12 protein-coding genes are annotated in these 13,808 nt (G+C 44.7%); 6 read left to right on the forward strand and 6 right to left on the reverse strand.

The features are described 5' to 3' along the window. Positions 1 to 124: 124 nt before the first annotated feature. From C0638_RS23665 to C0638_RS23680, 4 genes are all read right to left on the reverse strand, one after another. The gene (locus tag C0638_RS23665; RefSeq protein WP_013309820.1) at positions 125 to 586 is read right to left on the reverse strand and encodes a MarR family winged helix-turn-helix transcriptional regulator; all 462 of its coding nucleotides are present in this window, start codon (positions 584 to 586) and stop codon (positions 125 to 127) included. Between the two features lie 199 nt (positions 587 to 785). Then, a complete protein-coding gene (locus C0638_RS23670) occupies positions 786 to 1,235 on the reverse strand; it encodes a VanZ family protein (protein ID WP_058712209.1) in 450 nt (149 codons plus the stop codon). Beyond that, positions 1,235 to 1,903, reverse strand: coding sequence for a ribose-5-phosphate isomerase RpiA (rpiA, locus tag C0638_RS23675; protein ID WP_058712210.1), 669 nt, complete (start codon positions 1,901 to 1,903; stop codon positions 1,235 to 1,237). Before rpiA ends, C0638_RS23670 begins: the two co-directional genes overlap by 1 nt. 60 nt (positions 1,904 to 1,963) lie before the next feature. Next, positions 1,964 to 2,434 (reverse strand): GNAT family N-acetyltransferase, encoded by a 471-nt coding sequence (locus tag C0638_RS23680; protein ID WP_058712211.1) that lies wholly within the window; start codon positions 2,432 to 2,434, stop codon positions 1,964 to 1,966. 465 nt (positions 2,435 to 2,899) lie between these two features. Between C0638_RS23680 and C0638_RS23685 the strand changes: the two genes are divergently transcribed. The 3 genes from C0638_RS23685 to C0638_RS23695 all read left to right on the forward strand — a co-directional run bounded on the left by C0638_RS23685 (position 2,900) and on the right by C0638_RS23695 (position 9,626). Next, positions 2,900 to 4,669, forward strand: coding sequence for a methyl-accepting chemotaxis protein (locus tag C0638_RS23685; protein ID WP_044785562.1), 1,770 nt, complete (start codon positions 2,900 to 2,902; stop codon positions 4,667 to 4,669). Between the two features lie 144 nt (positions 4,670 to 4,813). Next, on the forward strand, positions 4,814 to 8,509 hold the full coding sequence (locus C0638_RS23690; protein ID WP_058712212.1) for a non-ribosomal peptide synthetase family protein: 3,696 nt from the start codon (positions 4,814 to 4,816) through the stop codon (positions 8,507 to 8,509). A 118-nt stretch (positions 8,510 to 8,627) separates the two neighbouring features. Then, positions 8,628 to 9,626, forward strand: a complete 999-nt coding sequence (locus C0638_RS23695) for a polysaccharide deacetylase family protein (RefSeq protein WP_013370595.1) — start codon at positions 8,628 to 8,630, stop codon at positions 9,624 to 9,626. Between the two features lie 88 nt (positions 9,627 to 9,714). Here C0638_RS23695 and C0638_RS23700 read toward each other — a convergent pair whose 3' ends face one another. After that, positions 9,715 to 10,335, reverse strand: coding sequence for a TraX family protein (locus C0638_RS23700; protein WP_013370594.1), 621 nt, complete (start codon positions 10,333 to 10,335; stop codon positions 9,715 to 9,717). Positions 10,336 to 10,357: 22 nt separating this feature from the next. Further along, entirely contained in the window at positions 10,358 to 11,068 is a 711-nt protein-coding gene (locus C0638_RS23705; protein ID WP_058712213.1) for a CBS domain-containing protein, read from the reverse strand. Positions 11,069 to 11,252: 184 nt separating this feature from the next. Here C0638_RS23705 and fsa point away from each other — a divergent pair, with 184 nt between their 5' ends. From fsa to C0638_RS23720, 3 genes are all read left to right on the forward strand, one after another. Next, on the forward strand, positions 11,253 to 11,900 hold the full coding sequence (gene fsa, locus C0638_RS23710; RefSeq protein WP_013370592.1) for a fructose-6-phosphate aldolase: 648 nt from the start codon (positions 11,253 to 11,255) through the stop codon (positions 11,898 to 11,900). 164 nt (positions 11,901 to 12,064) lie between these two features. Further along, entirely contained in the window at positions 12,065 to 12,520 is a 456-nt protein-coding gene (locus tag C0638_RS23715) for a MarR family winged helix-turn-helix transcriptional regulator (RefSeq protein WP_058712214.1), read from the forward strand. Between the two features lies 1 nt (position 12,521). After that, on the forward strand, positions 12,522 to 13,721 hold the full coding sequence (locus C0638_RS23720) for an MFS transporter (RefSeq protein WP_058712215.1): 1,200 nt from the start codon (positions 12,522 to 12,524) through the stop codon (positions 13,719 to 13,721). Positions 13,722 to 13,808: the final 87 nt, after the last annotated feature.

The following is a 13,808-nucleotide window of genomic DNA, read 5'->3' on the forward strand; positions in this document are numbered from 1 at the left end:
GATCGAGACTATTAGACAATTATACCTGATTTGCGTACCTACTGCTCCAAAATTAGACAAAAAAATAAAATACCGAAAAGTCGGTATTTTATCTCAAAGCTGAATTAACCAGAATATGCAACACTTATGATCCGTTACTCTTCTGTCCCTCAGCTGTTAGTCCAAGCTTTTTTAGCAGATGAATAGCCTGCTCCTTCTCTTCCACGGATAAGCCATCCACAGTCTCCATAATAACACGATGATGCTGTGGAAATATTTGCTCAAAAAAATGACGTCCATCGTCAGTCAATTCTGCATAAATTACACGCCGATCATCTTGTGACGCACGGCGAGTAAGCAGGTTTTTTTTCTGAAGTTTATCCACCACATACGTAATATTCCCACTGGAGATCAGTACCTTTTCTCCAATTTTCTGCAAAGGCTGCGGTCCGCGATAATACAGCAGGTCAAGCACACCAAATTCAGTTGTATTTAATCCATGACTATGAATGTCCCGATTCGTGCGAGATGTGACCGAATTATAGGCACGTGCCAGAACAACGAACAAATTAAGCGCTAAGTCCTGATCATCTGGTTTTACAGACATATTAACAGCCTCCGTTACTCATATCTTTATTCCAAGATATCTTAATTGCGTACTTTTGTCAAGTTTAAGCGCTTCCCTTCCTGCTCTTACGCTCTGTTATTGTAGGAATTACCATCTATTATGCGAAAATTGCTGTTCATTATGTAAAAAAAACCTGCCCTCGACCAGTCATTAAACACTGGTATCGAGAGCAGGGCGATTATGATTCAATTCTTAATTTCTTACGTAAAAATACATAGGCAACACGTCCGCATAATACTCCAAGCACATTCAGTATGATGTCATCCACATCCATCGTACCTGCGCCCAGCAGCATTTGGTTTACTTCGAGAATGACCAATGCGGCCACCACCACTAACAGCAGCCTGCCTACCTTGCGCATAGACACCCAAATGATCGGCAAAAGAACACCGAAGGGAATGAACACACCAATATTCCCAAGCAAATTAACACCCCATACCCGAAAAGGGGACGAATGCATTGCCCGCCAGTATCGCCCGATCGTATCCAATGGAACCATATTATATGAATACGGAGGTCCTGGCCGTAATGTACGACCAAAACCGAGAAACATCCAATATAATAGAAGCCCTGTATATAATATCAATAACACGAATGCCAAATTATAAAACAGACGGTTACCAGACATTATTTATTCCGTACGTCAATTTGTCCATTAGCTCGTGCGATAATGACTTGGTCCGCCATGTTAATGAACAGTCCATTATCGACTACACCCGGAATTTGATTCAAGCGAATTTCCAGCTCCTGCGGGTTCTCGATCGTACCATAGCGACAATCGGCAATATAATTACCGTTATCCGTAAGGAAGCGCTCGCCGTCTTTCATACGCCATTCCGCTTTACAGCCTGTCTGCCGCAGAGCCTCCAACGTCCATTCACTGGCAAAAGGTACCACCTCGACCGGCAAAGGGAATGCGCCAAGTACCTTCACATCCTTGGACTCATCCACAATAATGATTAATCGGTCGGTATTGCTTTCCACAATTTTCTCTCTCAGCAGAGCACCGCCTCCACCTTTTACCAAAACCAGTTGCTCATTCACCTCATCCGCACCGTCAATGGTAACGTCAAGTCTTCCAATCTGATCAAATGGAATGATGGGAATCCCCAGCTCCCTGGCCTGATCCTCCGAGGCTTGGGATGTAGCTACAGCCTGTATATGTAATCCTTGTGCCACACGCTCTCCGATTTTTTGAATAGCCCAATAGGCTGTCGAGCCTGTACCAAGTCCTACTTTCATGCCATCCTGAATCGCTTCTACTGCTTTCTCAGCCGCTTTTTGCTTCAAATTCATTATCATCTCTCCCGCTATATAGGCTAGTGTTGATCAACATCTATTTTATATGAGAACGCTTTACAAAGACAGAGACAGCTTTTTACCATAACAAAGACTATTTTCATCATGTTCATACTCCCCAAAGCGTTCGATAGGTTCGTATCCCTGCTTGGTATACAAAGCAATCGCTTCAGGTTGAGCCGCTCCGGTCTCTAGTTTAATCCTTATAATCCCCCGTTTACTGGCTTCGTCCTCCAGGAAAGATAATAAGCTAACTGCAATTCCTTGTCGGCGATAAGAGGAATCGACATAAAATCGCTTAAGCTCCATCTCTTCCGCATCTATAGGCCTAAGCCCTCCGCAAGCAACCGGCTTTTCATCTACATACACAACAGCGAAAACCATATTTTTAACTTTCGGATTGGAAAAATCAACCAAGTAAATTTGGTCGGCAGGATACCTTTCCAGCAGGTCTTCATCCAGCCTATGAATCAAATCATGCAGATCAGCATGATCGCTCTCAACCTTTAAAATCGTAAGCTTGGACACTCTTCTCTTCCCTCTTCTCTATGCATAGATACATGGACTCATTTCGCAAACAATTCACGTAAACCGCGATAAATCAAGCATTTGCGGCTTCAAATATGAAAAATGTCCCAAATTCATAAGTGCATTTGACTCTATTATAAAGTATGATGGTTTCTGTTGAATAGTTGCTTATGGAGTGAAATGAACTTGAATTTCAAGCGTGAGCATAAATTGGGAAATACTGAAATACACATAGTGTTTACTTATTAAAAATTAATTTTTTATTGGGTTAGGTATTCATTTCAAGAGCTTTTTGTACGACATATATATAGGGATATCTTACTGGTCCGAAAAAGACTTAAGACCTATTAAAAAAAATCAAGGGTCATTATCTCTATTTATTATGTTTGTAAGGGGGACTTGATTATCTCATTCGATAAGCGGTTCAACACCATATACAAAAATACTACCAGGGAGTGGAACATTTTGAAAAAGTGGAGTAGCTTATCATTCTTCACCAAAAACTTATTATTATCCTTCTTCAATATCGTATTGATCGGGCTAGTCCTTATTGTGTCTAGCTATTTGATCCAACGTACGATTTTGATTGACCAGTTGCATGGGCAAGTGGAAAAAATCACATTGAAGTGGGCGCAGGGCATTAATTCCGATGAAGTATCCCAAGCGGTTCAAGAAAAAAATTATGATGGACCCATTCAAACCAAACTCCGTACCTATCTTGATAACATCATGGCCACGAACCCGAATATCTCTCACGCCTATATTTTCGGAACAGAGCTGGAAAATGGGAATCAGACATCCATTGTCGCTATGCCAACAGATCTGAGAGAATCATTTGAAAAAGAAAAGATGGGTGTCGGCGCTATGTACGAGCAACCCAATGTTGTGGCTGTAGGTGTTACGAGTATGCTGGATTCCGGCAAACCTACATTCACCAGCTTCTATGATGACTCTTTTGGCACATGGACGACTTTGATGACGCCGATCAAAGATCCTAGTGGCAAAATCTTTGCTTATTTTGCGGTCGATGCTGATGCTGGGGCTGTACCTGCCGGATTGACCAAGCTGCTCATTAGCGGCGCTACCATTTTGGTGATATTCCTACTGATCTGCCTGGCGCTTCAATATTGGGTAGTAAAACGCACACTGTCTCCGATTAAGCAACTGATGTACGGTATCAGTGAAGTAAGCAGAGGAAACCTGGATGTTCAAATTCATACTGGCCAGGATGATTTGGGACTCGTGAATCAGAACTTTAACGATATGGTAAGCCATATTAACAGCATAATGACCAAAGTGAAGCAGACTACTGATGAAGTCAATGAATCTGCGAAAGAATTACTCGCAATCTGCGAGCAAAACGGAATCAATTCCAACATCATCAACCAAAATATCAATGAAATTACGGATAATATCCGTTCACAGGAAAAAGCGACAGGCGATAGTGCACGAGCTATGGCTGAAATGGCATCAGTTATCCAAAATATTGCTACCAGTTCTTCCAATGTGGCCGAAGAAGCCAATTCGGTAGAGAAGCGTTCCAATGAAGGTAACGAGATTGTAGATAAGGTATCATCCCAAATGCATTTGATTACCGATTCAGTAACGAATACTTCCCGTATCATCAAGTTGCTGGACAGCCGTTCACAGGAAATTGGCAATATCATTAGCACCATTTCAGGTATTTCTAGCCAAACGAACCTGCTCGCCCTGAACGCTTCTATAGAAGCTGCGCGTGTCGGTGAAGAAGGTAAAGGCTTTGCCGTTGTGGCCAATGAAGTACGCAAGCTGGCAGAACAATCTGCGGAGGCAACTAAACAAATTACTTCTTTGATTGAAGAAATTCAAAGTGAAATCGGACAAGCTGTGAATTCGATGGAGCAAGGGAACGTTGAAGTTCAAAACGGTATCGTCGTTGCTGGACAAGCAGGCGAGTTGTTCAACGATATTCTTCAAGCAACTAAAAATCTAGCATGGCAAATCCAAGAAGTATCCAGTGCTACGGAGCAAATATCTGCGGGGACACAGGAAATGACCGCGACAGCAGACGATCTTTCCTCCACCGTAACCAAAACAGCCAATAACAGTGTTCACATTATGCAAACGGTAGAGGAACAAAAAGCTTCTTTGGATTCTATCATCGAGTCATCCCATAAGCTGACGTCCATGTCTGAAGAGCTTCAAGAAATTACATCTTATTTCAAAATTGCAGACACAAACCGTACCAAATCATAATATCCATTTATCGATTTCAATGTATATTTCATAAGTAAGTCGTTCGGTAATGCCTCCCTCCTGTTCATCCATTTGAAGGGATCGGAGGCATTTACTAAATTTACAACTTATATTGAAACACCAAACATTCAGGAGGTTAGCGTAATGGCTTCATTACTACAAAACAGCACACAGACAGCTCCATCCCCATTCCTAGTTCCCTTGGATTTTGCACGTATACAGCGCAAGTATACATCCTCTACTTATCAAGTAGAGTTAGGAACATCCATCTCGGACCAACTGAATCAACAAAAAGTTGCGGAAGACAAACAGGCTGTGCTCTTATCAGCGTATACTGCATGGTTATATCGTCTATCCGCAGAGGAAGAAGTTTCTTTCTCTACTTTTATGCCTCAATCCGGTCTGCTTACAGCATCGTTGACAGTTGAAAAGGAAACGACTTTTCATGAACTGGCAAGCTTATTTCAGGAGATGCTCCGTGAGCCTCATGCATTCCTGGCAGAACCGCAAGCCGATACTTCATTTTCAACAACACTACCTACAGACAGCGGTGTAGAATCCCGTATTATGGACTGGGCTGTCAGTGAGAGCAATGGCACTTATCAAATACAGATTCGATATGATCAATCACTCTTGCTGGAAACAACGGTGGTCCGCTACGCTGAATACTTTGTAACCCTTCTGCGTGGTGCACTCAACAACAGCCATGCACTTGTGAATTCCATTGACATATTATCGGACGCAGATCGAGCTGCTCACGAAGCTTTAAATAATACAGTCGTAAAATATCCTGAGCATCAGACGATTCACGGAATGTTTGAAGAAGCGGCTTCCCAATACCCTGATCGTCCAGCTATTGCTTCCCATACAGGTGAGTATACGTACCGTGAATTGAACGAGCGTGCTAACCAAGTCGCACGTGTTTTGTTATCCAAAGGTCTCACCAAAGGTGAATTCGTGACCATCTTCATGGAACGAAGCTTGGAGACCGTTATTTCCCTGCTCGGCATACTGAAAGCCGGAGGGGTCTACGTTCCCGTTGATCCCGCTCACCCCGCTGACCGGAGTAGCTACATTGTCGAGGACACGCGTTCTCCTTTTGTCTTAACAACTTCCGCACTCACCCAACAAGCGGCTGAACTATGCGGGTCAATTGAAACCGTAAAAGAAATATTAGCTATTGATGGACCACTGGCAGGTTATGCAGCAAGCAATCCAAACGTTGATGTTAGTTCAGATGATCTAGCTTATGTCATCTATACCTCCGGTTCTACAGGCAAACCAAAAGGTGCCCTGATCGCTCACCGCGGTGTCGTTAACCTAGGAGCTGTCGTGCAACGCGATTGTGACATTACGCCTCAGGATGTATTGACCCAATTCGCCACCTATAGCTTCGATGCTTCGGTGTGGGATACGATTGGAGCCTTGTTTTACGGTGCAAAATTGTACTTGCTGTCTTCCGAAGAGCGCGTATCTGTTGAAGAATTCGCTGAAGCCATCGAACGTACGGGCACAACGATTATTACTATTTTGCCAACCGTATTCTTTAATCAGCTATCTACGTACCTGTCAGACGAAGGTTATCGTAAACTCGCAAATGTTCGAATTGTTACTGTAGCAGGCGAAGCGCTGTATGGCTCACAAGTTCGGGCGTTCCAAAGCAAATTCGGTACAGATACCGACATCGTAAACGTATACGGACCTACCGAATGCACCGTAGCGACGACGACCCATCGAGTCCGTGGTGCCGTACCTGAGCATGTCGTTAATATCCCGATCGGCAAGCCGATTTACAATTACAAAGTGTACATCGTTAACGACGATAACAAGCTCTGCCCTGTCAATATTCCGGGCGAAGTATGCATTGCTACGCCTGCGTTGGCCCAAGGCTATCTCCACCAGCCGGAGCGTACAGCCCAATCGTTCGTGGACAATCCATTTGTCCCGGGTGAGAAAATGTACCGTTCGGGGGATATCGCCAAGCTGCTGCCAGACGGTACGATTGAATACGTAAGCCGGAAGGATTCGCAGCTCAAAATTCGGGGGAACCGGATTGAAATAGGAGAAATTGAAGACCATTTCTCCAAACATCCAGGTGTTCAGGACGTAGCTGTCGTTGCCGTCAAGGATCACACAGATCAGAATATGTTAGTTGGCTATTTCACCACTTCGGACGGACAGACCATTCCACAGGACGTTATTCAGTCTTATATTGGAGGCAAGCTGCCTTCCTATTTTGTACCGACCCATGTTGTTCATCTGGAAGCCATGCCTATTTCACCAACTGGCAAGATCGATCGTAAAAAGTTGGCCCTGCGGCCACTTCCTGAAGTGCCTGATGTTACGTCTGGTGGGGAGCCTCTCCGCGAAGGAACCGAAACACTCATTGCCGAAGCATGGACACAAGTGCTTGGTAAAAATAACATTGGCGCGACCGACGATTTCTTCCTGATCGGAGGCGATTCGCTTCGTGTCATTCATGTGCTGGCTATTCTGAAGCCGCGTCATGGCTCGCTGCGTATTGGTGACTTCTTCCGCTACAAAACTGTTCGTGAGCTTGCTGAATATGTAGAGCAATTAGGTACAGAACAAGCGCCTCAGCGCAAGTCACTCGCGATTTCTCAGGAAAAAACAGATTTGAATGAACATCCTATTGAGTTGCCTGGCACTTCAGATTTAGCTGAAATCCGCGACTTGCGCGTGATTTTGTTGACCGGAGCCACGGGATATCTGGGTTCACACATTCTGTATGACCTGCTCCACCGGACAGAAGCCAAAGTATACGCAATGGTACGCCCTTCTCAGGACGGTCCATCTGGCTTTGAGCGTATTCAATCCGTATTGACAGGATATTTTGGTCAAGATATCTCCAGCTTGATGGAAGGACGGGTGAAGGCTGTCTATGGGGATCTAGAGCAAGCTGATCTTGGTCTCTCTTCTGTCGACCGCCATATGCTAGAGCACCACATCGACGGTATCATTCACAGCGCCGCTGACGTTCGCCATTTTGGTGATTCGGCAACCTTCGATCGCACGAATGTGACCGGAACATTGGAACTGCTAAAAATCGCTCAAGCTAAACCAGGAGTCTCCTTCCATCACGTTTCCACTATGGGAATACCAGAGGATCTTGCAAACGAAGGAAAATGGGAATCAACATTAGAACTCTCTGCCTTCCCAGATGAACTGCACGTGGACAACCTGTACACGAACAGTAAACTTGCGGCAGAGAAGCTATTATTCCAAGCAGCTCAAGCAGGTACGCCTGTCTCGATCTACCGTGCCGGTAATTTGACCGCCCATTCGGCCAACGGACGCTTCCAGCGTAATATCGACAGCAATGCTTATTATCGTATGATGAAAGCGATGCTGCTGCTGGGCAAAGCTCCACAAGCCGATTGGCATACAGACTTTACACCGATTGATTACGCCAGCCGTGCTATTGTAGAACTGTCCGTCAAGCAAAAAAGTGCGAACCGCATTTTCCACATCTGTAATCCGAACCCACTGCCATATGATGAATTGATCGCTATGGTAAACCAACTCGGTTACGCAGTAGAAACCCTGCCTTTTGACGATTACAGCGCTTGGCTGCTGAATCCGTCTTCTGGCATTCAGGAAGATGCACTTCACCTTGCTATGGGACAACTCGAAGGTGATGGCGCCAAGGATTCGGCCTACCGTTACGGCTGCTCTGTAACCACAGCTCTGCTGGAACAAGCTGGCGTCCAGTGTCCGGTAACCGACCTGGAGTTTATTCGCAATATGATCGAGCATGCTGTCGAGATCGGTTACTTCCCGGCCTCATCTTCGGTATCTGCACAAGCAACACAGAGGTAACAAAGTTGTGATATTTCCCCCGCGTGTTTTCGGTATGATAGACTAGATTTTGCTAGTTTCATATTTAGTATAAACCTCTATACTTTCAGAATTTTTTGCATGCGGGGGATGTCATTCAATGAAACACACTTTTTTAAAAAGAACATTGCTAATCATAAGCTTGGTAGCTATTCTAGGGATTTTGGTGTATGAAGCACGTAGCATTTATCACACACCTGTAGTCAAAGGAACTCATCGTACACGCACTGCTAATGCAGATCGACTGGTACGCCATTTATTTTCACTGACGCCAACACCAGATAGGGTATATTACCAAAACAAAGTCATTGTCCTGATGTATCATGAAGTGACCAAGACTCCACCTGATCCCGGTGCTCTCAAGCTTAGTAATTTAACGAAACAGTTGGACGAAATGAAAGCAAATGGCTTTCATTGGATCACCATGAAAGAGTATACAGATTTTATTTTACATAAAGGCAAAGTTCCCGATAATGCGGTTCTTATGACATTTGACGATGGCTATGAATCTTTTTATACGGACACTTTTCCCGTGTTGAAGAAGTATCATGTTCCGGCTACCAATTTTCTCATTACATCCACAATCAGCAATCCTAAACATATTGGTATACCTAAGCTGACATGGAATCAAATTCATCAGATGCATGCAGAGGGCATTGATTTTTACAGTCATACCAATGACGAGCATTCGTACGGATACTCCAACACCACGCGCACCAAACAAAAACCGCTTCTGATGGGTCCGGTGTATTCGAAAAAGCTGGGGCGAATGGAAACCGAGGAGGAGTTCAAACAGCGGATTTATACCGATTTGGACATGGCTGATAAGAAGCTCTTCAAACATCTACACAATGATCAGAATGTACTGGCCTTCCCTTATGGTGGGTATACCAAGGAGACATTGGAAATTTGCCGCTCCTTGGGAATTGACGTTACGTTCACGGTGAAACGAGGAATTAACTCGCCAGGACAAACGAATGGCTATCGCGTCAATGCAGGTGGAATACACAATATTCCCGAAGTATTGGTACAATATATGAAAGAAGGGGCTCCCCTTCGCCCACTTCCTTTTGCCCAAGGTCCGAATGAGGCATCCTGAACACCATAGTTTATTTAAGAATAAAAAGAACCTTTACAATCATTTTATGTCAGGATTGTAAAGGTTCTTTTATTGTATGGTTTCAAGTTTAGGGCCAGATGCGAATTAGCGCAATCACAGCTAGATGTGCCGGATAAAAGCTGCGCCACAACCAACGCGGTACCCGACGATAAAATCCGCTCTCCCCAGTGGCAAAACATACAATCAGAATGCTGGACAGCAGACTAAAGTGCTGAATATTCGCATGGTGTACCATATCATACACAACATTCAAAACAAAATGGGCAGCAATCATCATATATGAACGGGTGTATCGATAAATGAGAACAAGCAGCAGACCATAAGCTCCGTAATCCATCTGGCTGAGCTCCATAAATAGCGCTGTGAGGACGTACAGACCCGTTACAGCCACCCAATGCTTCATGCGAGATGCAGCAGCCAGCGCGAGCAACGACGTCAGTAGCGTCCAGATCACATTGGGTCTGTGTACATCAAAGGCCAGCATATAGGGCACCTGGGAGATCAAGGCTAGTCCGAGCAGGCGAAGCATGTAGCTCCGCATATTTCGGGTACGGGTATATCCCATATAGAGAGCGTACGCGTAGATTGGAAAAGCAAGCCTGCCGGCAATTCTCCAAGCCGGATCTGTCGGAAAAAACACAAGTCCGACATGGTCAATCAGCATCGTCAGCATGGCCAACCAGTACATATAAGGCCCCCTTATTCATGTTTTACGTCTTTTCTTCCGTCAAATTCAGAATGGCGTTCATAATATCCGTTTTCGTAACCCGCCCTACCAACCCCTGAATTGGAGCCGAGGAGGTACATGGCTCGTCCAAAACAGGAAGACAATTAATCTGATGCCGAATCAATCTCGATATTGCTTCCAATAAAGAATCTCCTGGAGCAAGCGTCGTCATTTGGGCCCGGCGAGTCATAGCCATGGTCACCGGGACAGTGTGAAAATCAGTATGTCCCAGCATGACCTTCAGCAAATCTTTGCGGGTAACAATACCAATGAGCTCCTGCTCCTCCCCTGTAACCATCAGCGTGCCTGTATTTTGCTGAAACAGCATCAATACCGCATCATAGGCGGTAGCATCACCTGATATCAAAATCGGATCACTGAGTATATCTGCCACCGTCAGCTTTTTGAGCATACTGCCGATATGGCTATCATATTTTGGATAACGCCCTGGCAAGTAGCCCACCTTTGGTTTGGCATCTACTAGCCCGAGCATAACGAGCAAAGCAAGGTCAGAACGCAAAGTCGGCCGCGATAGTCCCAGCTCTTCAGCGATTTTATCCCCTGTAACAGGCGCCAGGCGCTGGACAATATCTACAATTTCCCGCTGTCTTTCTGACAGTTGAATAATGATTACCTCCTTATGGAATGGGGTAGTATACATTATAAATGAGCACAGATCAGTAAATTTCAGCATGTTTCGACAATTCATCAAATTTTAATCATAGACCGCTTGTTTTCAAATTTAAAATGTGTCACAATTAAGAATGTAATACATACTAATTATAAGTTTAACGTGTGCAATATGCTACATTTAAATGTGCTAATGTGCGCCATATGATATGTATTATGTACTATATAAACCTGAGGAGGAAAATCAAATGAAATTTTTCTTGGATACTGGTAACATTGAAGAAATCAAACGTATTGAACGTTTGGGTCTGGTTGATGGTGTAACAACGAACCCTTCCCTGATCGCTAAGGAAGGTCGAGTGTTCAAGGAAGTCATTCAGGAGATTTGCAGTATCGTTGAAGGTCCCGTAAGTGCTGAGGTCATTGGCCTCAAGGCTGAAGATATGCTCGCAGAAGCTTATGACATCGCAAAGTGGGCACCTAACGTGGTGATCAAGCTTCCTATGACGGAAGACGGCTTGTATGCTTGTAACGAGCTGACCAAGAACGGAATCAAAACGAATGTAACACTGATTTTCTCCGCAGCTCAAGGTTTGATGGCAGCCAAAGCTGGCGCTACTTTTATCAGCCCGTTCGTAGGACGTCTGGATGATATCGCCGTTGACGGCATGAAGCTGATTCGTGATCTGAGACAAATTTTGGACATTCATGGTCTGAAATCCGAAATCATCGCGGCTTCCATCCGTAACATTAAGCATGTAGAAGATGCTGCTCTGTCTGGTGCACATATCGCCACCATTCCAGGTTCCTTGCTTCCTTCCCTGTGGAAACATCCGCTGACAGACAGCGGTATCGAACGCTTCCTTAAGGATTGGGAAACTGTACCTAAAGCTTAATTCGCCAGTCATGGCAAACTATATTGTACTAATACCCCAACAGCCCGTTTTTACGGGCTGTTTTTTGCACTTCTTTTGACAAAACAACTTGTTGTCCATATAATTGTTATAACAACTAATTAATTTCAAAGTATCCCTGTACGGAAAATAGAAAGGAGTGCCCTATGAACAATTTGCCTCCCGATTGCTCTATTGGGATGTTGCTCGGGATCACTCATCGTAAAATGAGTCAACAGCTCTTACATCGTCTTAAACCTTATGATATTTCCCCAGAGCAATGGTCGGTTCTATACCAAATCTATCAGGCCGAGGGTTTAAATCAGAAAGAAATTGCTGCTAAGGCCGTAAAGGATCAGCCCACTACGACTCGTATTATTGATTTGTTGAACAAGAAGGGCTGGGTACGACGTGTGAATAGCCCGCAGGACCGCCGGGCCTATTTGCTTCATTTGACTGAAGCTGGTCGACAGCTTGTGGAGGAGACCCTTCCCGTCGAACGGGATGCCAACCACGATTTTGTAAAAGGAATTTCCTCTGCCGATCTAAAGCAATTCCGCCACATTCTTTTACAAATTCATACCAACATGACTGAATCAGAACAACAAGGAGAGAACGATTAATATGCAACAAGGCAAGCAACCTCTTTGGACCAAGGAATTTATCGTTCTTACGGTTTCCAATTTATTTTTGTTTCTGGAACTACAGATGATTGTATCTTCCATTCCTTCCTATGTGAAAAATGCGTTCCACGCTACCTCCGTGCAGGTCAGTCTTGTTACGACTTTGTTCGCATTAAGTGCAATTGTCGCAAGACTTTTTTCTGCCCGTATGCTGGAAAAAGGACATCGCAGCGCCCTGATCTTCGTTGGACTGCTGTTTGCATTAGCAGGAACGCTGGGATATAGTGTTTCACCGACAATTGCGGTGCTCCTACTCATGCGTATGCTGTTTGGGATTGGCTTTGGTATGAGCAGCACTGCCTTTCCAACAATGGTCACTGACGTCATCCCTACCAAACGTCTTGGTGAAGGAATGGGATTTTTTAGTCTGTCCACAAGTTTAGCGATGTCTATTGGGCCAACTATCGGTATTTCGATGCTGCAATACGGCAGTTTTAACCTGCTTGCCTATTCGACATCCGCTGTCATTGTTGTCATTTTCCCTCTAGCTTACTGGCTCATTCGCACACTGCCTAAGGGGCACGTCGAACCACCTATGGTTCCTTTGGAAGAAGGGCGCAAACCAGCATTTAACCGTAAATTGTGGATCCCCGCCTTATTGAACATGTTGATGTCTATCACATATGGCGGGTTGCTCGGTTTTATGGCGCTTTATGGAGATGAAGCTAATCTTGCGCACCCGGCTTACTTTTTCCTGTTTAATGCGGTATCTGTACTGATCGTGCGCCCCTTCTCGGGTCGTATATATGATAAAAAAGGGGCAAAGGCGCTGCTCATCCCCGGTTCCCTGTTTCTCATTGGCGGTCTGATCCTGCTTTCCTACGCACACAGTGACGCCTTTATGTATCTGTCTGCTCTTTGCTACGGTATCGGGTTTGGTGTTATGCAGCCAACGCTGCAAACCTGGATGATTCAGGTTGTGTCACCTAAACAGAGAGGCATGGCAAACGGTATGTTTCTCAATTCCCTCGATTTCGGGGTCGCAGCCGGAGCGCTTATACTTGGCGTTATCGCCAAAGCCAGTGATTATGCATGGATGTATCGTCTTTCGTCGCTGTTTGTTGTGTTGTTCTTGCTGATTTATGTCATTCAGATCATCGCAAGCCGCAAGCCTAAAAGAAATGTCCCTCTGGAGGGATAAAACTATTCTTTAGAATGAGTATCCATCTATACTCGCTCAAATATCAAAAACACCCGTTACCATGGCTTTATTCCATGGAAAACGGGT

It is taken from the genome of Paenibacillus sp. lzh-N1 (genome assembly GCF_002872435.1).
Lineage (GTDB): Bacteria > Bacillota > Bacilli > Paenibacillales > Paenibacillaceae > Paenibacillus > Paenibacillus polymyxa_C.